The organism is Brassicibacter thermophilus (assembly GCF_055378355.1).
In genome coordinates this window covers 1,412,584-1,434,611 of sequence record NZ_AP042446.1, presented here as the reverse complement: position 1 = coordinate 1,434,611, position 22,028 = coordinate 1,412,584, and the positions used below count along the sequence as shown (strand labels likewise).

Genomic DNA, 22,028 nt, shown 5'->3' with positions numbered 1-22,028 from the left:
CTCTAATCTACACATGTTTTATGTGGCCTAAATCCCCTTTTTTCTGCCTCTTCCTTGTTTTTAAATATAATTTGATTATCTTTAGAAGGTAATGAATTACAACTATTTAAGTGGTAAACTTTTGTCTTCTTATTTCCAATATAATATACTTCTTTATTCGGAACACTATTTTCACTATTTACTTTATCGTCTACATTAGATATTGAAATATTAACTCCATCTGAAGTCATTATTATTGTACCTAATTCGTCTGTTCTTAATATTTTTACATTTTCTTTTTTTAGTCTATCTAAAACATCACTACTTGGATGACCATAATCATTATCTTTCCCTACTGATATTACCGCATATTCAGGATTTACTCTTTTTAAAAAATTCTCATTTGTAGATGTATAACCACCGTGATGACCAACCTTTAATACATTTGATGATAAATCAAAACCTTTTTCCATCATTTCATTTTCTGAAACTTTTTCAGCATCTCCTGTAAATAAAAAAGATATGTCTTTAAAAGAAAGTTTATTAACTATTGAATATTCATTAGTTTCTTCGTATTCTTTACTGTTAGGTGCTAATATGATATATTGTAAATCATCCTCATCAATTATTTTCATTCCACCCATAGCAGCATTTATCTTTAGTCCCTTATTTTTTACCTCAGTTAAAAAAGATTCAAACACCTTAGTATTTGCTTCTTTTAAAGGTGCATAAATATTTCCAATATCGAAACTTTTGATAATCTTAGGCAAACCTCCTATATGGTCCTCATGAGGATGAGTCGCAATAAGATATTCAATTCTCTTTATTTTTAGATTTTGAAGGTAATCTATAATAAACTCTGCGTCATCTCTGTTGCCTCCATCGATTAATGAAACCTCTCCATTTGGAAGCTGAATCAATATACAATCTGCTTGTCCAACATCGAGAAAATGAACAATTAATTTATTATTGTCGTATAAGTCTTGTGCTTCATTATTCTCCAATACAATTTCATTACTACATCCTGAAACGATCAAAGCACATATTAATAAGAAAAAAAACAAAAAAAATCTCAACTTTTTAAGCTTCACCAATTGAGTCTACCTCCTATTGTTAATTATTTTCTTTTGTATATATTTCTTATAATATGATATGCTTAAACTATAACAATAATCGTACACTATGAAAACAATTTGAAATAAGATTACAATTATCCAAAAAGGTAAATCAATATTTATCTGAATAACAAAAATACTTTTTGCTATTATAAATGAAAGATATGTAAAGATATTAAAAAGAGTAATTTTAAATATCCATTCAAGTACAATATTGTTAATTTTTTCTATTAAATATTTTATTATACCATAATATCCAAAAAAAATAATATATGGAATTAATATTATTTTGTTAGGTACAAGTATTATTCCTAAGAATGATGAGCTCACAAATGTCATAAAAGCATACCCTACTCCAAACTCCATAACCATAACAAATAGGAATAAGGTGCTCAATGCAAAAAAGAATAATTTCAATGTAGGTAATAGAGAAGTCATATAAAGAGATACAACTGTCAATAAAGATATAAATCCACCAAAAGAAACTTTATGTGACATAAATTCTTCCCTTTTTAAACCCATTATTCATTCCTCCACTTAACAACAGTTAATTAAGTCTCCCCCCATACATTCACAACAGCAATCAGAACATATTAAGCATTGACATAAATCACAAGCTGATGGACCGCTATCATATCCCCTGCTACTTCCTACATCTCTATATGATCTAGTTCTATATGCTAAGTTGTTTAACGCATTTCTATATTCGATATTATTAGGTTCCATAGAAGCAGCTCTATTGATAAATTGATAAGCTTGATCATACCAACCCTTTCTAAGGAGGATCATTCCTTTTAAATAATACCATTCTCCACTTCTTTCATTTATACTATCTAACATCCTATCAGCTTCTACTAAATTCCCTTGTTGAATTAGATTCCTTATTTTATTATATATTTCATAACTATTATATTGACTTTTATCATTATCACTCCAACTGTTATTTCTTCTAGATTGATAATATGTCCTTTTGTTTTTCATCAAATAATCATAAGCTTCATTTATTTCTTTTAATTTTTCCTCAGCTAAATCCGATAGAGGATTATTAATATATTGGTCAGGATGATATTTCCTAACTAGTTTCTTATATGCCCTTTTTATTTCTTCCTCAGATGCACCTTCTTTTAAACCTAATATTTCATAAGGATTTTTCATATTTTTTTATCCTCCTTGTTTTCATGATTTTTTCCATTTTGTATCTCATTCCCATATATATTATATTTTCTAATATAGTTTTATTGTAATAGACATCTAGTAATTCAAAGCTTTTTGCTATATTATCTAATGTAAATGTAAGAGAAAACTCTAAAGGCTCTTTTATACTATCTATAAAGCTATCTATAGATTGATTACTACTGTAGTTATATTGCAATAAAATAGGATTATAGTTATTATTTTTTAAATCTTTTTCTATATCATTAAAAGCATCTAAAATATATATCCACCTTCCTAAATTATAGCCTAACCACTTTAAAATTCTTTTTTGGTTGCTATCCTTTAAATAAGGAGGAATAATAATTATCTCCATCAGTTTAGCAAATAAGTCAGCACTTTTATCTATTAAAGAACATTGTTGTTTTTCAATAATATTTAATTCCTCTAAAATCTTTTTTGAATTTCGATATAAGTCTTTAAACTCTTTTTCTGCCTTGTATTTTGGTGATAAATATGCTAACAAAGAAAATATTGACTTAATTGACCTTTCATCTTTCCAATCATCTAATAATTTAAAATAAGTAAATATTATACTAGCGTATGCAGAATATTTTATATATTTATTAGATTCTACTATAAGCTTTTTTTTAAAAGGATTAGTAATACACCCCTCTAAATTAAATCTTGGTTTGATCTCAATGTCAATAGAAGACAGTAAAATTGAAAGAAAAGCAAAATCATAATTTAATCCAAGCCTTACAATCTGATTAAAATTTTTCCCAAGGCTTTTACAAAGACCACAATAATATGCTTTAAATATTCTATACTCTTTTATTTTTAATTCTTCTTTATATGGTATAACGTATCCAAACAAAGTATTCTCCTTTTCTCTTTTTTATCAAACTGTAAAAGTTTAAACTTTTAGATTTTAATCTGACAGTAATTATACAGTTACTTCACTTAATCTCAACTTATTTATCTATGACATATAAATATTTTATTTTAATTACTGTTAAATATCAATAGCTTAGTTATTTTAATGTTGATATTACATAATTATATATTGCTCTAATATTCAAGCACATTTATAACAATAAAACCGAATTTTAATATAGTATTTTATTATACAATTTCAACAATTAATTTCTGAGTATACTAATAACAATAAATGATAAAAATTTGAATAATAAATATATCGCAGGAACTCCTAAATTGAACTTTTTTTTATTTATCTTATGATGAAAAACTATCATTCCAAATATAACCCCTAATGCTCCTCCAACTATACTTAAAATCATAAAAGTAGATTCCCTTATCCTATATCTTTCTTTCTTAGCCTTCTTCTTATCAATGAACATTAGAATAAATGATATTATGTTCATCAAAATAATATAACCATAAAAATATAATTCACCAGTTAGATAACCATGAATAATATCTGACATACTAATTATCTCCATCCTTCTAGATTAAAATCTTGATACCCATTATTTCTTGCCCATTGTAAATAATTTCGATTTACTTTAAGATTGGTATTTAATACGTCCCATATATCCTCAGTTTCAAACCCCTTTCTCCATGCAGCTACGCCCGCTAGATTATATTTATGAACAAGGGAAGATTTGAGATTTATAGATTCGTCATCCTCAAGCCATATCTTGTATTTAGCTTTGCCATCACTATATTCTCCATAATATTGTCCACTTTCTTCATCCCATGATATTTCTACATTTTTTTCTTCTATTATTTGATAAGCTCTTTCCATTCCTATTGCAATTGAAGTTACTTTTTCTTCTCCATTAACATTTTCAACCTTCCAAAGTCGTGTATAAAATGGTACACCCAATAATATTTTTTCTGAAGGAACTTCCTCAATGATTTCTTTAAGCTTACTTTCAACCCAACTATATTGAGCAACAGACCCCGCCTTAGGACTAGAAGCCCAGTGCTGATCGTAAGCCATTACAGCCATGTAATCAACAACTTCTCCTAGAGCTTTTCTATCATAAAATAAAGACCAATTCTCGCTACTAGATTTAACAGTAACATCAATGGAAACAATAAGACCATTTTCTCTAAAAATCGGAACTAATTCTCTAATAAATTGTGTCAACATATCTTTATCTTCTAAATATACATTCTCAAAATCAATATTTATACCATCAATTTCATACGACTTCAAGTAATATAGCATATCTTGAATAATATTCTCTCTTATAATACTATCATTTAATATTGAATTAGTTATTTCAAGATCAAAACTATTATCCAATAATGCCCACACTTGATATCCATTGTCATGAGCCCAATCTACATATTCCTTGTTAACTTTTGATTTAATCGTACCTTTTTTATCAATTATTGAAAACCAAGTAGGCGATATAACGTCTAGCCCATTTATATTTTGTTTAAGCTTTTGATTATATATAGGATCCCATAGTAAAGTTATTTTTTCATTATTTTTTGCATTTATTGTCTCTATATTTTCTACTGCATTTTGATTTGTAACTATATCATCATAAATTATTTTAACATGCTTTTTATCAATATATCCGATAATACCATCTTGATTTCTTACTTTATACCAATTTTCATATTCTTCAAAAACCTCCATTACACTTCCCTTTTCTAAATCATTAATCAATTTAGGTGATTTTATATTAGGGCTTGTCCTAATATCACCCTTGTTATCTATTGCTTCAGCAATCTTTTTATAGTTATTTTTTATATCAATTATAGCAATATCATTTTCTTCAACATACTCTACATTAATATTATATTCATCAGAAAGAAATTCAATAAAAACATAAGGTACATCATCATACAATCTTAATGGATTGTCCATTTCCACTGGTCTACCATTAACCATAGCTATATTGCTGTCAACTTTCATTTTAACAACCTTATCTCTAAAGGTAAAAATAATAATATTATACTCATCATCCCAATATGCATTTGGGTCAAAGTATTCTTTTATGATTGGCAATGATATCAACACATTATCATTCTCAATAATAACAGGTTTATCATTTTCAATTAACTTATCTTCAATTACTAAACCAGTATCATTTAAATTATTAAAGGATACAACTGTTGCATTTGGCCAAAGAAAATATGCAAATATAGATATACCAATAATAATTAAAAATACAAAAATAATGACTTTCTTCATCACATCATCCTTCCATTATAACATAAAGGTTTATATTTATTTAAAGCTTATGTTTCTACAATCCTTATAGAAATTGTATCATATTTTCTAACTATTTGTCTTAAAAAATAATTAATTGAAAAAATTGCATAATTAATGTGAAGTCAAAATTTCACAAACTATCATGCACATCTAATAATTCATTACCATATATTATAGTAAGCTATGCAAATCTGCATGTCCGAAGGGGGTATAATAATGACAGAATCAAAAGGATTATTTGGAGGCTTATTTGATGAAAATGGAACTGAATTACTATTTTTCTTTCTTTTATTAGTAATTTTATTCTGCAACTGCTATAGGTAATGGCTTATTAAAAAATATTTACTAATTTTACACTAACATACAGCATTTTAATAATTTATAATTAACAAAACCAAGGAGAGTCAAAATTTGACTCTCCTTGGTTTTGTGTAATTCTAATTCTCACTAAAACCTAAATTTGTCATATTATATATTGAGTTAATAATAGTTTTACTAATAGCTCCTAAGGAGGTGTATTTATGGGTAGATTTGATAATAATGGTTCTAGTTTGTTGTTCTTCTTTTTAATATTAGTAATATTATTCTGTAATTACTGATAATATTCTTTAATGATCCCCAGGAATTTATATTTCTGGGGATCATAGTGTTTAATATAATTGTAATTTCAACAAACTAGTTGAAAAAGTGTATAGAAAGTAATATAATTAATTTTAGGTATTTTGAATTATATTTTACTTAATCATGCTCCTGTAGCGCAGTTGGTAGCGCAACTGATTCGTAATCAGTAGGTCAGGGGTTCAAGTCCCCTCAGGAGCTCCAATTTAAATTACTTACCTAAAAGTATGCTGATATCAATTAGTTTTTGTTGAAGTTCAATGAGTTTGTTATTTAAATTGTCATATTCTTTCTTCAATAAATCATCATCAATTATTTTACTTGTATTTGCTGCAAGAATTTCAAACTGATCATAAACTTTCTGTAACTCTTTCTCAATATTTTCTTTTTGTTTCAAAGGTTCTAATATTTCGCCACTTCTTCTCTTTTCTAAAACATCATTTAGTTCATAAGCATCACCCATATTTGGTATAACAACATTAGTATCAAATTTATTTATTATTAGCTGTCTGAAAGAATTCGCAGCATCTTCTTCTCCATGTACTATAAATATAGTTTTAGGAACCTCTCTGAAACCACTTAACCAATCAATTAATTCATTTTTATCAGCATGAGCAGAAAATCCTTCTATATTATATATTTCTGCAAAAACAGCAATTTCTTCGCCAAGCAATTTAACTTTCTTATCACCATCTCTAATTTTTCTACCTAGGGTCCCTTCTGCTTGATAACCAACAAAAACAACACTATTCTTTTTATCCCATAAATTATGCTTTAAATGATGCCTAACTCTACCTGCTGTACACATTCCACTAGCAGAAATAATAACCTTAGGAAATGAAGTCTTATTTAAATTTATAGACTCTTCTTGGCTCCTTATATAATGTAAATTACTAAATTCAAAAGGATTATCTCCTTCAAATATCAATTTTTTAGCTTCATCATCAAAGAAATGTGTATTAGCCTTAAAAATATCTGTTGCAGATACTGCCATGGGGCTATCTATGTAAATAGGAACTTTCATATACTCTTCAACCTTACCACTATGCTCATAATAATTATTTAATTCATAAATTAATTCCTGTGTTCTTCCTACAGCAAAAGAAGGTATTATAACACTTCCACCCCTTAATACAGTTCTATTAATTATATCGACTAAATTTTTAGTCCTCTTTTCTACTTTTTCATGTATCCTATCACCATATGTTGACTCAACTATAACATAATCTGCTTCTTCAATGATATCTGGATCATTAAGTATAGGTCTATTTTTCATACCTAAATCGCCTGAAAATACTATTTTCCTAGTTTGATCATTTTCAGTAATCCAAATCTCTATTATTGATGACCCTAAAATGTGACCAGCATCTCTAAATCTAACTTTAATATTTTCATCTAATTTTATTATTTGATTATATAATACAGTATGGAAATAATTAAGGCTAACTTTAGCATCCTCTGCTGTATACAGAGGTTCTAAAAGTGGCTTTCCAGACCTCAATCTTTTCTTATTTTCCCATTCAACATCTGATTCCTGTATATGTCCACTGTCAACTAACATAATATCACATAAATCTTTTGTAGCTTTTGTACATATTATTTTGCCTCTAAATCCTTCTTTCACAAGCTTTGGAACCCTTCCACTATGGTCAATATGAGCATGAGTTAACAACAAATAATCTATATCGTGTGGATTATACTGAAAATTATTAAAATTTAATTTTTCTAATTCGTCACTACCTTGAAATAAACCACAATCAATTAATATTTTCTGATTATCAGTAGTAATGAGATAATTGGAACCTGTCACTACCTTTGCAGCACCAAAAAATTCAATCTTCATATCTGTCACACTCCCCCTACAGATTTATCATAAAAGTTATATATAGTTTTAATATAACACATTTCCGCATATTTTTCAGAACATTTTTATTATACTTAAGGAATTATATAACACTTCATAATTTCTAAATAATTAAATAAAAAATCATAATAATATAAAGGATTTTTTATACCAATATAGAAATTTTTTTAATAATATATTATTTATTCATATAAGGAGTGATTATATAATGTTTTTTGCAACATTCACGTATAAAGGAAATACAAATATAGGAATATTGAATGCAGAAAAAACTAAAATAATACCAATGGATTATTTATACGACAGTTTTAATTTAAAACCACCAAAAACATTACTAGAATTCATTGAAAAATCTTCAGAAAAATTATTATCTGATTTAAAATCTTTAGTTTACACAAATAATTTTGAAGGAATAGATTTAAGTGACGTAAAGCTCTGTGCACCTATTCCTTACCCAAAAAGAAATATAATTTGTTTGGGTAAAAATTATTTGGAACATGCTAAAGAAACAGCAAATTTACCTGGTGCTTCAAATACTATTCCAAAACACCCTATATACTTTACGAAAATAGCAAATCCTGCTATTGGTGATGGTGATATAATAAAAAATCATAGTAATATAACTCATATGATTGATTATGAAGTAGAATTAGCAGTTATATTAGGAAAAGATGGCATAAATATTCCTAGTGAAGAAGTAGAAAATTATATTTTTGGATACACAATAGTAAATGATGTATCTGCAAGAAATATTCAAAGGAAACACAGTCAATGGTTTAAAGGAAAAAGTTTAGATACATTTTGTCCAATGGGACCATATATAGTTTATAAAGACGAAATACCTTTTCCAGTTGAATTAGATATCTCATGTAAAGTAAATGGAGAAATAAGACAAAATTCCAATACTAAAAATATGATATTTGATATACCTTATATAATTTCAGATTTATCTAAAGGAATGAAACTAGAAGCTGGAGATATAATAATAACTGGAACGCCTTCAGGCGTAGGTCTTGGTTTTAAACCTTTTAAATTCCTAAATTCTGGAGATAAAGTTGAGTGTTATATAGAAAAGATAGGTACACTAACAAATTTTGTAGAATAATAATTAAAGTACTTTAATTATTATTAAATAAGAGAGGAAATTGCATAATAACTACAGAGTTAATATTTTGCAATTTCCCCATCAAAAAATATATTAATAATATACTTTTAAAAAATCAATTCTCCAATCTTTCTACTCCAATTCTTTTATCCAAATTTCATAATCTGCATCAGATGGCATTCTCCAATCACCTCTAGGTGATAGACTAACAGTACCTACTTTAGGACCATCTGGAATACACGAACGTTTAAACTGCTGAGTAAAAAATCTTCTATAAAAATATCTTAAATATTTCTTTATTTCTTCTTCAGTATAAATGTTATCAAAAGCTTTAGCTGCAATAAATAAAAGCTTTTTAGGTTTAAATCCATATCTTATTGTATAGAATAAGAAAAAGTCATGTAATTCGTAAGGTCCTATAATGCTCTCAGTTTTTTGAGCTATTTTACCTTCCTTATCCGGTGGTAAAAGTTCAGGACTTATAGGTGTATCTAATACTCTATACAATATATCTCTTGTATTATTATCAACTTTATTGTCTGCAACCCATTTCACTAAAAAACGCACCAATGTCTTAGGAACTCCACAGTTAACTCCATACATAGACATATGATCTCCGTTATATGTAGCCCACCCAAGTGCTAATTCTGATAAATCACCAGTACCAATAACAAGTCCATTGTGTTTGTTAGCCAAATCCATCAATATTTGAGTTCGTTCCCTAGCTTGAACATTTTCATATGTAACATCGTACAATTCAGGATCGTGTTCAATATCATCAAAGTGCTTTAAACAAGCTTCTCTTATATCTATTTCCTTTATAGTTAAACTCATTGACTTCATTAAATCTACAGCACTATTATAAGTATGGTCTGTAGTACCGAAACCTGGCATAGTAACGCCTATTATATTTTCTTTTGGTAAATTTAGCAATTCAAATGTTTGATACGTAACTAAAAGAGCTAAAGTTGAATCTAGTCCTCCAGAAATTCCTATAACTGCATGGTTCATCTTAGTGTGCTCTATCCTCTTTGCTAAACCTGCAACCTGTATATTAAATATTTCTTCACATCTATTATGCATTGATCTTGGATCATTAGGTACAAAAGGGTGTCTAGTTATTTCTCTATCAACATTTTCAAGTCCATTTTTATATGTTTGCTCATTAAGACTTACTATTTGAAAATCATTTTGCTTAACTTCATCTAAAGAGTCAGAAAAGCTAATGTTTGTAGTTCTATCATGATTGATCCTATCTATATCTATGTCAGAATATATTATTTCCCCTTCTCTTTTAAATCTCTGTGAAGCATTTAAAATCGATCCACTTTCACATATTACACAATCACCTCCAAAAACTAGGTCTGTAGTCGATTCATATACTCCTGATGAACTGTATATGTATCCAGTTAATATTTTTGAACATTGGTTGCTAATTAACTGTCTTCTGTATTCAGATTTTGAAACCAATTCATTGCTAGCTGAAAGATTGACAATAATATTAGCACCATTTAATGAAAGATATGAACTTCTAGGAATAGGTACCCATAAATCTTCACATATTTCAACTCCAACTCTATAATTTAATTGTTCATTTTCAAAAATAATATTTCCAAACGGATAATATTTCCCATTTATCTTAATTTTATCAATTTTATTAATTATTTTTTTACCCGAAGTAAACCATCTTTTCTCGTAAAATTCATTATAATTTGCTAAATATAATTTAGGTATTATTCCCTTTATTTCCCCATATTGAATTGCTGCTGCACAATTGTATAAATTACCATTAATTATCATAGGCAGCCCGACAAATACTAACGTATCAATATCTTTTGTAGCTTTAGCTATATTTATCAATGCATCAAGTGATTTGTCAATAAGATATTTTTGATTAAATAAATCACCACAAGTATATCCAGTTATACACAATTCAGGAAATACTAAAATTTTTGTATCTCTTTCATAAGCAATATTAACGATTTTTACTATTTCTTTGGAATTATATTCAGTATTAGCTACCTTTAATTTTGGAGAGGCAGCAGCACATTTGACGAAACCAAAATTATCTTTCAATATTTTTTCCTCCTTTACACTTATTTAAACTTTTTCTCTAATATTTAAGCATTATCTTGGTCTTTATATTGCAGTTCATATAATTTGTAGTATAATCCTTTTTTTGCTAATAATTGCTGATGATTTCCCATTTCTCTTATCTTTCCTTTGTGCAGTACAATTATTTTGTCAGCATGTTGTATAGTAGACAAACGATGTGCTACGACTAAAGTAGTACGACCTTTCATCAATTTTTGCAAGCCATCTTGAATAAGCTGTTCTGTTTCTGTATCTATATTTGCAGTAGCTTCATCTAACATTAAAATCGATGGATTATGTACCAGAGTCCTAGCAAAAGATATTAACTGTCTCTGACCTGCAGACAAAGTTGCACCATTTTCATATACTTTTTCATCATACTTATTAGGTAACTTACTAATAAAGGAATCAGCATTGACATATTTTGATGCTTCAATTATTTGATCAATAGTTATTTCTTCATCATTTAATCTAATATTACTCTTTATATCTCCTGTAAAGATGAAAACATCTTGAAGCATTTGTCCAATATGTGAACGTAAATTATTAAGGTCCCACTCCTTTACATTTTTCCCGTCAATTAATATTTCACCTTTTTGAACATCATAATAACGACTAATTAAATTCAATATAGAAGTTTTTCCTGCCCCTGTTGCTCCAACAAAAGCTACTGTTTCTCCTGGCTTTACTTCAAAGCTTACATCACGTAAAACATAATTATCTTTTTCATATGCAAACCAGACATTTCTAAATTCAATATGTCCTTTTATATCATTTGACCTATAACCATTTGGAAGAGATTCTATCCTAATGTCAGTATCAAGTAATGTAAAAATTTTCTCAGCTGCTGCCATAGCTGACTGTAATATATTAAATTGTTCAGCTAATTGCTGTATCGGGTCGAAAAAACGAGACACATATTGTATAAAAATAATTAAAGTTCCAATTGTTAAAGTATTTTTCAATACCATGTTTCCACCAAATACAATAACTAAAGCTATTCCCAAAATATAAAGTAAATACATTGACGGTCTATATATACCAAATATAATCAATTGCTTGATGTTAGACTTTTTCAAATCATCATTGATTTTATTAAACCTTTCAAACACTCTTTTTTCTTGAGAAAAAATCTGTACGATTTTCATGCCTGCAATATGCTCTGATAAAAATGTATTTATTTTAGCCACCCTTGTTCTTATTTCTCTATATGCTTGGGTTGAACATTTTCTAAAAATAATTGTAGATATTACAATTAATGGAATAACTAAAAACACTATTAGAGATAATCTCACGTTTATAATAAGCATAATTATTATAATACCTAAAAGCATGAATACATTTTTAAATGAATTTACAATAACACTTGTATACATCTCATTTAAAGTTTCCGTATCGTTTGTTACCCTAGTAACTAGCTTCCCAACAGGATTAGCATTGAAAAACTGTATAGATAAACCTTGTATATGTGTAAAAACTTCATTTCTTATGTTATAAATTATTTTTTGGCCTGTATATTGTAAAACTAAAGTCTGCACATAAGAAATAATTAAACCTAGTAAGATAACTGCTAAGAAAATAAGTGATATTTTCTTTAAAGCATCAATGTCTTTGCTCCTTAACATTTTTAACTCATCTCTATTTAACAAATAGGCTTTATAGTAATTTTTATTAATTAAAATATTACTTCCATCCCACTTAAATTCATCCAATGTGTCTTTATTTTTCTGTAAATATTTAGCTTCTTCGTAAGTTAATCCAGTAACTAGATAATAGTTTTTATCAACATAAATCATCTGAGCTTTTAAATTATTTTTATATTGATTTTGGCTATCTTGCTTTAAGTAATATCCTTTTATTTCCAAATCAGAGTCCTTTTTTTCTACTATAGAATAAGTTTTGTCATAAGCATTTATAATAGAATCAACAGCCTTTCCAACAATCACAGGCTGAATCAATTCTATCCCAACAATACCTATTAATAATACAATACTTAAAACTAACCATTTAGCATAAGGTTTTGCATACTTGAGTAATCTTTTCATAATCTTAGGGTCATAAGATTTAAATTCTACTTCTCCTTCATGTATATCAGCCATATAATACCTCCTCTTACTCTTTAGTTAAAGCTTTTTCAAGTTGTTGCTTTTGATACATATCGTAATATAATCCTTTATTTTTAACTAATTGGTCATGAGTACCACTTTCTAAAATCTTTCCTTCATCTAAAACAACTATTAGATCCGCATTTTGTATTGTAGAAATTCTGTGAGCTATAATAATTGTTGTCTTATCTTTTCTAATATTTCGTAAATTTTTTAAAATTTCTTCTTCTGTGTTGGTATCTACAGCTGATACTGAGTCATCTAGTATTAAAATTTGTGGTTTTCTAATTAATGCTCTAGCAATAGATATCCTCTGTTTTTGTCCTCCTGATAATGTTGTACCTCTTTCACCGATAACCGTTTCATATTTCTCAGGAAATTCCATAATATTATCATGAACACTAGATAGCTTTGCTGCTTCAACTACTTCTTCTTCTCCTTTGTTTTCTACACCAAAGATAATATTGTTAGTAATAGTATCAGAAAACAAAAAATTATCTTGCGGCACATAACCTATAGAATTACGTAAAACATCTAGTGGTAAATCTAAAATATCTATATTATCGAATAAAATCTGTCCTCTTTGAGGATTAAATAATCTTAACAGCAAATTTACTAGTGTAGTTTTACCACTTCCTGTTCTTCCAACAATGCCTACAGTTTGACCTTCATTTATTTTTAAATTAATACCCTCTAGTGCATTAACTGACGAATTAGGATACTTAAAAGTCAAATTATTTATATTTATATTTCCTCTGATTTTCTTAATTTTTTCTGTTTTTTCAGCATCTATTATTTCTGGTTTTTCATCTAACACACTTTGAAATCTTTGCAACGACGCTTGACCTTGAGAAAATATATTAATACTCATTCCAAGGGCCATCATAGGCCATATGAGCATTAATATGTACTGAATAAAAGCTACGAAATCTCCCAAACTAATAACGTTTACCATTGTCAAATACCCACCATAAGCTAGTGCTATTAATATACTCAAACCAGCTATTATTCCAACTAAAGGTTGTAATAAAGCATATAATCGAATTACTTTTAAATTTTTATCGTAATTATATTTATTAATTCTTTCAAATGCTTTAATTTCTTTAAATTCTTGAACAAATGCCTTTATAACTCTTATACCTGAAATACTTTCGTTTACTTTGTCTGTTAAGGCAGCAAAAGCTTCCTGTCTTTCTTTAAATCTATCTCTAATTAATTTCCCAAGAAATAAAGCTGACCCAGCAATAATTGGTAAAGGTATAATGGATATTAAAGTCAACCTTACATTGATTTTTGTAAACATTTTATATAAAATTAACACTGTCAATAAGATAGTATCAACAACCATTAATAAACCAGGACCTATTGCCATTCTAATAGCATTTAAGTCATTAGTTGCATAAGCCATTAAATCACCTGTTTTATGTTCATTAAAATATCTTAATGATAGTTTTTCCAAATGTGAAAAAAAGTCATTTCTTAAATGATATTCTATTTTTCTGGATGTTCCAAATATAAAAAATCTCCATATGAAACGCCCCAGTACAATAATAATACCAATAATTATTAGCCTTTTTAAAACACTTAGTATATCTCCTTGAGTAAAACCACCTGATGCTAATCCATCTGTAATTTCACCTATTAGCAAAGGTATGTAAAGCTGTAATACATCTACTACAATCAATCCAATAATACCCAAAAAATAAAACATTGCATACTTTTTTAGGTAAGGCTTAATGCATTTTGATCTAAACATTCGTGTCACCTCATCCTATAGTTAATTTAACTCAGTTACTATTTTATATATTTTTTCAAGATATAGCAATAGCCCAAATGGATACATATACTCTATTGTGATTATCGCTTTTATCAATTAAGGTAAAAAGTTAATAAATTACTTTATTATGCAATACCCTCAATTATTAAAAAGCTATAATTTATTATATGTTTTCCGTGAATTAATAATTTATAGTAAACTTAATATAATAATTCATCACATAATTTCCTAATTTACTGAGGAGGTAAAAAAATGAAACTCAATAGAAATTTTTATAACAGAAATACTGTTGAAGTTGCAAAAGATTTATTAGGAAAAGTATTAGTACACAATTATAATGGAATGACTACTTCTGCAATAATAGTAGAAGTAGAAGCGTATTTAGGGGTTAAAGATAAAGCTGCCCATTCATACGGAGGTAAAATAACAGAAAGAGTTAAAACTATGTACCAAAATCCTGGTATAGCCTATGTGTATATGATCTACGGCATGTACTATTGTTTCAATGTAGTAACTAGAGAAGAAGGCGTACCAGAAGCAGTCTTGATTAGGGCTTTAGAACCATTAGAGGGACTAAATATAATGAGTGAAAGAAGATTTCATAAAAGTTATGAAAATTTAAATAAAAAACAAAAACTTGGACTTACTAATGGTCCAGGTAAATTGTGTATAGCTATGGGAATTGATAAAAAAAATAACGGTGAAGATTTATGTGGAAATAAACTATATATCGAAGATAATGATATAAATAAATTCAATATAGTATCTTCAAAACGCATAGGCATAGACTATGCTGAAGAAGCAAAAGATTATCTTTTAAGATTTTATATTGATGGAAACCCTTACGTATCAAGAAAATAGTAATTTTTCCCATTATTGATATTTGGTTGACATTTGTTTTGTTGATTTATATAATGTCTAGTATAAGTCAATTTCCCCCCTAGGTTTAAAACCAATATCAAAAGGAGTGTTTTACTTATGGACAAGTTTTTTAAACGATTAGTTCCATCACTTGTTGTGCTATTATTAGTACTATCAACTTTTAGCAGTGTATATGCAGACCAAACTTATACAACTTTAAAATTTGGAAGTAGGGGCAGTGAAGTTGTTAAACTGCAACAAGCCCTTAATAACAATGGTTTCTCACCTGGCTTTATTGATGGAATATATGGGAAGTTAACTGAAAATGCTGTAATTAATTTTCAGAAAGCAAAAAAAATTAGAATTGATGGTATAGCAGGACCTCAAACACAATCTGTTTTATACAGTTCTACTGCTTCTCGTGGAACATACAACAGTAGAAATTACTCAGAGGATTTATACTGGCTATCAAGAATAATAAATGCAGAAGCTAGTGGTGAACCTTATAATGGTAAAATAGGAGTAGGAAATGTAGTATTAAACCGAGTAAACTCAAGTAATTTTCCAAACACGGTTAAAGGCGTAATATTTGAATACTATAAAGGTATTCCTCAATTTAGTCCTGTAGCAAATGGTACAATTTATAACAATCCTACTCAAGAAAGTGTACAAGCTGCAGAAAATGCTTTAAATGGTTCAAATACAGTTGGAGTATCTACTTACTTTTTTAATCCAGACAAAGCATCAGCAACATGGATAGTAAATAATAAAACATATGTTAAAAGAATAGGAAATCATGTTTTTTACAAGTAAATATATACCTTTTACCTTTGTGAGAGCCTTCGGGCTCTTTTTTAAAATAAAATTAATTTCAGCAAATTTGATTATATCAATACTACTTATGATAACTTTCAATATGTCAATAAATTTTTTTGATGTACATGAAAGAGATACTCCTCTTAAATAACAATATCCTATACTCCTTTTAGGTGATGATATTTTTTGTCTAAACTTTTCTAAATAAAGCAATAAATAATAACGTGAAATTGTATCACCAACACCTATTTTCAATTCCCCAATCATCAAGTCTTTATATTCCATAAGTTTTTTTCACCAGCATTGATTAAATTTATTGCAGAATTTGTATATTCATATAACAATTGTCATTCGTTCGTAAGCTCTACTCCTTTTGAAAAACTCTTATATTTTGCTACTTCGCAAAAAATTTTATATAAATCTAATTTTATTGACATATAATCATTCCTTATACCTATTATTATATCTATTTATTTTACTTATATCATAACATATTATATACTACAAATGATGAATAGTTTTCATAAAATTTTAAGTCATAGGAGGATAACAAATGGAAAGATTAGTGGGTACTGTTGTTAGAGGGCTTCGTGCTCCAATTATTAAGCAAGGAGACGATATAACTAAAATTGTTGTAGATAGCGTATTAAAAGCTTCACACGCAGAAAACTTTTCTATAAATGACAAAGATATTGTTGCCGTAACAGAATCTGTTGTTGCTCGTGCTCAAGGAAACTATGCTAGCATAGATGCTATTGGTAAAGACATAAAGGCTAAATTTGGCGAAAATACTATTGGAGTTATATTCCCAATTTTAAGTCGTAATCGTTTTGCTATTTGCCTTAGAGGTATTGCAAAAGGATCAAAAAAAATTGTGTTAATGTTAAGCTATCCTTCTGATGAAGTAGGCAATCCTATAGTTAATATTGATATGCTTGATGAAAAAGGAATAAATCCTTGGATAGATGTATTAACCGAAAAGCAATTTCGTGATTATTTCGGATATATAAAACATCCTTTTACTGGTATTGATTATATAGATTACTATAAATCAATAGTAGAGGAATATGGAGTTGAATGTGAAATAATATTCTCAAACAATCCAAAAACTATCCTTAACTATACCAAAAATGTTCTAACATGCGATATTCATACTAGATTTAGAACAAAAAAAATCCTAAAAGCAAATGGTGGAAAAATAGTTTATTCTCTTGATGATATCCTGTCATCATCAATTGATGGTAGCGGCTATAACGAATCTTACGGTCTTTTAGGTTCAAATAAAGCAACTGAAGATACAGTAAAACTCTTTCCAAGAAATTGTCAGCCTATAGTTGACAAAATTCAAACTATGATTAAAGAAAAAACCGGTAAAACTGTTGAAGTTATGATTTATGGCGATGGTGCATTTAAAGACCCTGTGGGTAAAATTTGGGAGCTTGCAGACCCCGTAGTATCTCCTGCATATACCTCAGGACTTAAAGGTACTCCTAATGAGATTAAATTAAAATACTTAGCAGATAACAATTTTGCTCATTTACAAGGTGAAGAACTAGAAAAAGCCATCTCTGATTACATCAAAAGTAAAAAATCTAATCTTGTTGGAGCTATGGAATCCCAGGGTACTACTCCTAGAAGACTTACTGACCTTATAGGTTCACTTTCTGACTTAACTTCTGGAAGTGGAGATAAAGGTACACCTATTATATATATTCAAGGATATTTTGATAATTATACGAAATAAGACGTAAAAAATTTAAACTTGTTAAATTTCTTAAATAATTTTATCATGCAATTCTTCACATAATAAAAATAAGGCATGAAAAACTAAACAAGTTTTTCATGCCTTATTTTTATTTACATTGTACTAAAAGATTTGGAACTGTATAATATCCATGTAGTCCTGATATTATGCTACCCTTTCCTATTCTAGTATATAAACCACTTAGCTCTCCATTATATGAAAACAATCCTACTATATGTCCAAACTTACTTACTTTCATTTTCCCATTTTCAAATTCAATAAAATCCCTTGTATATGGTACACAAAATTCTTGATATAAATAGTTATTATCCCAACACTTATCTAATTTCTCTTTCCATTCAATTAATGAAAAATCTCTACCAGCATAGACTCCTTTTGAAGCATATAAATCTTCAGGTTTAATAATGTATTTATCTTTATTATTTAATACCTCTTGGTATACTGCTTCATCTCCCTTAAGTTCTTTAGTAAATGGAATATGAGCCTTAATAAATGCTTTTTCTTCTTCTGTAAATAGTCTAAGCGTATCTTCATCGTGAAGTATTTTAAATATTTTCTTATTATGCATTATTTGTGATTTAATTGGTCCTATTACACAAACAGCTTGATCTTTATATGCTTTAATAAAGTCTTGGATTTCTTCATTTCTCTCAATAAGTTCTTTAGTCACAATTCTTCTATAAATTAAATCTATCTTCATATCCTTATAATACAAATTTCCATTAACATATTTTAGTTCTCTCGGGTCAGCAATCTCAGCATTATATCCTTTATCAATATAAGCTTTCCTAAATTCTTGAAATTCAGCTGGAGTACCACTTTCTTCAAAATCTACAATTGCAACATTAGGCTTTTTTATTGCATTAGGGAATTTTCTATAAATTTTAATGCTTTCGTCTACCCATTTGTGTATTAATTCAAAATAACTTATTTTATATTTTTCTTTCATTTTCTTTAATGGTTCAGTTTCTAGTAGTATTCTTGCAATAGTATTGTCTTCATTCATAGCAGATGAACCATCAGTATTCAACTCGCAAAATTTAAAGTTATTTCCTCCTCCGTAAAATATATCAAATCTTCCAATAGGAACATTATTGTCATATCCATGGTCAATTAATATAAGGTCTTCTAAAAGTTTTGGGTATTTAAATTTCATCCTAAACTCTGGTGATTCAATATATTTATCTACTACTTTATTTGTTATTGACATCAATAACTTAACTGTATTCTTAAATATATCTATATCTTGTTCGGTAAAAAACATAGGTTGATACAAAAAAGGAACTGGTTTGCCTTTATATATTGCATTTGAATTTGCAACAGCTTCTACAGTCTTTTTATAGTCACCATAAAAATTATTCTCACCATTCTTGACTATTTCTATATATTCTTGATTAAGCTTTATAGCATCCACAACTCATCACCTCTTTTAAGTTTATTATTTATGAAACACCATTTCAGTGCTTCTTTTTTACCTAAATCAATTCTATTTTTAGTTATTTGAGAAAAAGTATTTTTGCTTTCAATTATTTTTTCTAAAGGTAGTAAATAATCTCTTTCTTTTTCATTAAGTCCTTCTTTTGAAAGTTCTATAATCCATATTGCTATCTCATATATCGTTTTATCTTTAATCCTAGCATTTAATCCTTTTTCAATAATATCTTTTTTAGCTTTATTAATATCCTCTACATTTAATATTTTTACATATTTATATACTTTATCTAGATTGTCATTGTTATATAATATACCTTTCCACAGTGCGACTGCTGCAAAATTAAAAGGATATGGCACAGCATCCATCATCCTAATTTCAATATATTTCTTAGTTCGTACATCTGGAAATACCATAGTAAGTACGTGCTCTAATTCATCTAAAGAATAATCATTAGGGTTGAATATTTCACTAAATAATTTTTTATTTGTAAAAATAATATTTTTCCCATCATCAATAAATATAGGTGGAACATTTAATATATATTCTGCATATTGATCATAACCAAAGGAATCATCAAAAGCACTATAAACAATTCCACATCTATCATTATCACAATTAGACCATATATTAGTCCTTAAGCAATTTTTGCTTGATAATTTCCCTTCAAAAAATGGTGAATTATCAAATATCGCATAAATTACAGGAGAAAGTGCACTAGATATTTTATACTTTTTAGCATAATCTACCTCTGATTTATAATCTACAGATACCTGAACTGAAGCTGTTCCTTTCATCATATTATGGGCATAACGTCCTTTAGATTTAAAATACTCATACATATATTTATATCTATTTTTAGGAATTATCTTTATATCATCAATTTTACTTTCAGGCTGATATCCTGTTGTAATTAATGTCTGATTCTTTTTACTTAATATAGAGTCTATTTCATTTATAAATCTTATATATTCACTTTCAATATTCTCAATATTTTTGTGTGGTTTTATACTTAACTCTATTTGGCTTCCTGGTTCAAGGGTTATAGTTGTACCATCTCTACTCAATCCTAGAAGATAATTACCTTCATACTTACCTTGCCAACCTTTCTGTAAAAGTTCTTGCAATGTCTCTTCTATTCCATCCTTACCGTAATAAGATATAGCTTTTAAACTGTTTTTATCAACTACAAAATGTTCAAATTCAGCTCCTATATTAAGATTTTCTTCTTTCTTTTCATTGTTTTTAAAATATTTTGCTATTTCCTCTATTTGTTTTTTTATATTCATGTACTCACCCCATTATTCAACTTCATGATTAATATACCCATATATAAATTGAAAATAACAAAAAATTAAAAAGGAGAAAATATATTGCTATATTTCTCCTTTCCAATTCTCCAATGCTTTTTTTACAGAACGAGACATCTCCACCGAAAAATCTGCTCCAGTCTTCCTCAAATACATGAACTGACCATAGTTATCTACTCCTATTTTCTTAAAATCAATATTTTCTCTCTTTTTAAACATATCTTGAAAATCTTCTTGATTTAGTCTTTTATACTTCTCCTGAAATACTATATATTTTCTATCAAATCTTTCTCTGTGAACTCTTTCATAATCATCTGGATAGTATCCCATAGTTAAAAGTGCAATAGGGAAAGTCCATTTTGGCAAATTAAACATTTCTCTGTGAATTTCATATTTTTCCATTATATCTCCTATATAACAAGAACCAATCCCAATGGATTCAGCAGCTATAACAGCGTTTTGTGCAGCAATTAAAGCGTCACTGCAAGCTAAAAATAAGTCAGCTTCATCTGGTCCATTGTAATCAACATTTTTTTCTTTACATATTTTCATCACATCACAGTAGTCGTAATAATCAAACCATCTTTGCATATCTGCTAAGAAAAGTAAATGTACTGGTGCCTTTGCCATAAAAGGTTGGTTATCACAAGTAATGCTTAATTTTTTCTTCGTTTCTTCATCTTTTATTACTATTATTGAATAAAGCATCATATTCCCAGCAGTTGGTGCATTCATAGCACTTTTGATAATTATATCTAAATCTTCATCTTTTATAGGAGTATTTTTATATTTTCTAAGTGATACTCTTTTTTGTAAAGTTTTAATTACATCATTCATTA

General features: G+C 27.9%; 17 protein-coding genes and 1 tRNA gene. 5 read left to right on the top strand and 13 right to left on the bottom strand.

What is annotated here, in order from left to right:
* Nucleotides 1–2: 2 nt before the first annotated feature.
* The 6 genes from ACZ41D_RS06740 to ACZ41D_RS06715 form a co-directional block, all read right to left on the bottom strand.
* Nucleotides 3–1,070, bottom strand: a complete 1,068-nt coding sequence (locus tag ACZ41D_RS06740; protein ID WP_464153126.1) for an MBL fold metallo-hydrolase — start codon at nucleotides 1,068–1,070, stop codon at nucleotides 3–5.
* A 9-nt stretch (nucleotides 1,071–1,079) separates the two neighbouring features.
* Nucleotides 1,080–1,616, bottom strand: coding sequence for a hypothetical protein (locus ACZ41D_RS06735; RefSeq protein WP_464150668.1), 537 nt, complete (start codon nucleotides 1,614–1,616; stop codon nucleotides 1,080–1,082).
* Between the two features lie 15 nt (nucleotides 1,617–1,631).
* Nucleotides 1,632–2,249 carry a J domain-containing protein gene (locus tag ACZ41D_RS06730; RefSeq protein ID WP_464150667.1) on the bottom strand — a complete coding sequence of 206 codons (618 nt, stop codon included), beginning with the start codon at nucleotides 2,247–2,249 and terminating at the stop codon, nucleotides 1,632–1,634.
* Complete coding sequence (locus ACZ41D_RS06725; protein WP_464150666.1) at nucleotides 2,233–3,123, bottom strand: DUF5685 family protein; 891 nt, start codon at nucleotides 3,121–3,123, stop codon at nucleotides 2,233–2,235. Before ACZ41D_RS06725 ends, ACZ41D_RS06730 begins: the two co-directional genes overlap by 17 nt.
* Nucleotides 3,124–3,388: 265 nt before the next feature.
* Nucleotides 3,389–3,694 (bottom strand): DUF1294 domain-containing protein, encoded by a 306-nt coding sequence (locus tag ACZ41D_RS06720; RefSeq protein WP_464150665.1) that lies wholly within the window; start codon nucleotides 3,692–3,694, stop codon nucleotides 3,389–3,391.
* Between the two features lie 5 nt (nucleotides 3,695–3,699).
* A complete protein-coding gene (locus tag ACZ41D_RS06715) occupies nucleotides 3,700–5,421 on the bottom strand; it encodes a glycosyl hydrolase family 18 protein (protein ID WP_464153125.1) in 1,722 nt (573 codons plus the stop codon).
* Between the two features lie 767 nt (nucleotides 5,422–6,188).
* Here ACZ41D_RS06715 and ACZ41D_RS06710 point away from each other — a divergent pair.
* Nucleotides 6,189–6,264 (top strand) — tRNA-Thr (locus tag ACZ41D_RS06710).
* Between the two features lie 7 nt (nucleotides 6,265–6,271).
* On the opposite strand, the gene ACZ41D_RS06705 is transcribed toward ACZ41D_RS06710, so the two are convergent.
* A complete protein-coding gene (locus ACZ41D_RS06705; RefSeq protein WP_464150664.1) occupies nucleotides 6,272–7,903 on the bottom strand; it encodes an MBL fold metallo-hydrolase RNA specificity domain-containing protein in 1,632 nt (543 codons plus the stop codon).
* Nucleotides 7,904–8,132: 229 nt separating this feature from the next.
* On the opposite strand from ACZ41D_RS06705, the gene ACZ41D_RS06700 reads away from it, so the two are divergent.
* Entirely contained in the window at nucleotides 8,133–9,029 is an 897-nt protein-coding gene (locus ACZ41D_RS06700; RefSeq protein ID WP_464150663.1) for a fumarylacetoacetate hydrolase family protein, read from the top strand.
* A 132-nt stretch (nucleotides 9,030–9,161) separates the two neighbouring features.
* Here ACZ41D_RS06700 and ACZ41D_RS06695 read toward each other — a convergent pair whose 3' ends face one another.
* From ACZ41D_RS06695 to ACZ41D_RS06685, 3 genes are read right to left on the bottom strand one after another with little or no spacing between them, the layout of a single operon-like run.
* Entirely contained in the window at nucleotides 9,162–11,105 is a 1,944-nt protein-coding gene (locus ACZ41D_RS06695) for an NAD(+) synthase (protein ID WP_464150662.1), read from the bottom strand.
* A 44-nt stretch (nucleotides 11,106–11,149) separates the two neighbouring features.
* A complete protein-coding gene (locus tag ACZ41D_RS06690) occupies nucleotides 11,150–13,222 on the bottom strand; it encodes an ABC transporter ATP-binding protein (protein ID WP_464150661.1) in 2,073 nt (690 codons plus the stop codon).
* 13 nt (nucleotides 13,223–13,235) lie between these two features.
* A complete protein-coding gene (locus ACZ41D_RS06685; protein ID WP_464150660.1) occupies nucleotides 13,236–14,984 on the bottom strand; it encodes an ABC transporter ATP-binding protein in 1,749 nt (582 codons plus the stop codon).
* A gap of 273 nt (nucleotides 14,985–15,257) precedes the next feature.
* On the opposite strand from ACZ41D_RS06685, the gene ACZ41D_RS06680 reads away from it, so the two are divergent.
* The 3 genes from ACZ41D_RS06680 to ACZ41D_RS06670 all read left to right on the top strand — a co-directional run bounded on the left by ACZ41D_RS06680 (nucleotide 15,258) and on the right by ACZ41D_RS06670 (nucleotide 18,426).
* Nucleotides 15,258–15,866, top strand: coding sequence for a DNA-3-methyladenine glycosylase (locus ACZ41D_RS06680; RefSeq protein ID WP_464150659.1), 609 nt, complete (start codon nucleotides 15,258–15,260; stop codon nucleotides 15,864–15,866).
* A gap of 117 nt (nucleotides 15,867–15,983) precedes the next feature.
* Entirely contained in the window at nucleotides 15,984–16,679 is a 696-nt protein-coding gene (locus ACZ41D_RS06675) for a cell wall hydrolase (RefSeq protein ID WP_464150658.1), read from the top strand.
* 556 nt (nucleotides 16,680–17,235) lie between these two features.
* The gene (locus tag ACZ41D_RS06670; RefSeq protein ID WP_464150657.1) at nucleotides 17,236–18,426 is read left to right on the top strand and encodes a coenzyme F420-0:L-glutamate ligase; all 1,191 of its coding nucleotides are present in this window, start codon (nucleotides 17,236–17,238) and stop codon (nucleotides 18,424–18,426) included.
* 109 nt (nucleotides 18,427–18,535) lie between these two features.
* Here ACZ41D_RS06670 and ACZ41D_RS06665 read toward each other — a convergent pair whose 3' ends face one another.
* The 3 genes from ACZ41D_RS06665 to ACZ41D_RS06655 form a co-directional block, all read right to left on the bottom strand.
* On the bottom strand, nucleotides 18,536–19,861 hold the full coding sequence (locus ACZ41D_RS06665; protein ID WP_464150656.1) for a glutathionylspermidine synthase family protein: 1,326 nt from the start codon (nucleotides 19,859–19,861) through the stop codon (nucleotides 18,536–18,538).
* Nucleotides 19,849–21,168, bottom strand: a complete 1,320-nt coding sequence (locus ACZ41D_RS06660) for a glutamate--cysteine ligase (RefSeq protein WP_464150655.1) — start codon at nucleotides 21,166–21,168, stop codon at nucleotides 19,849–19,851. The genes ACZ41D_RS06665 and ACZ41D_RS06660 overlap by 13 nt, the downstream gene beginning before the upstream one ends.
* Before the next feature lie 87 nt (nucleotides 21,169–21,255).
* Complete coding sequence (locus ACZ41D_RS06655; RefSeq protein WP_464150654.1) at nucleotides 21,256–22,026, bottom strand: nitroreductase family protein; 771 nt, start codon at nucleotides 22,024–22,026, stop codon at nucleotides 21,256–21,258.
* Nucleotides 22,027–22,028 lie beyond the last annotated feature (2 nt).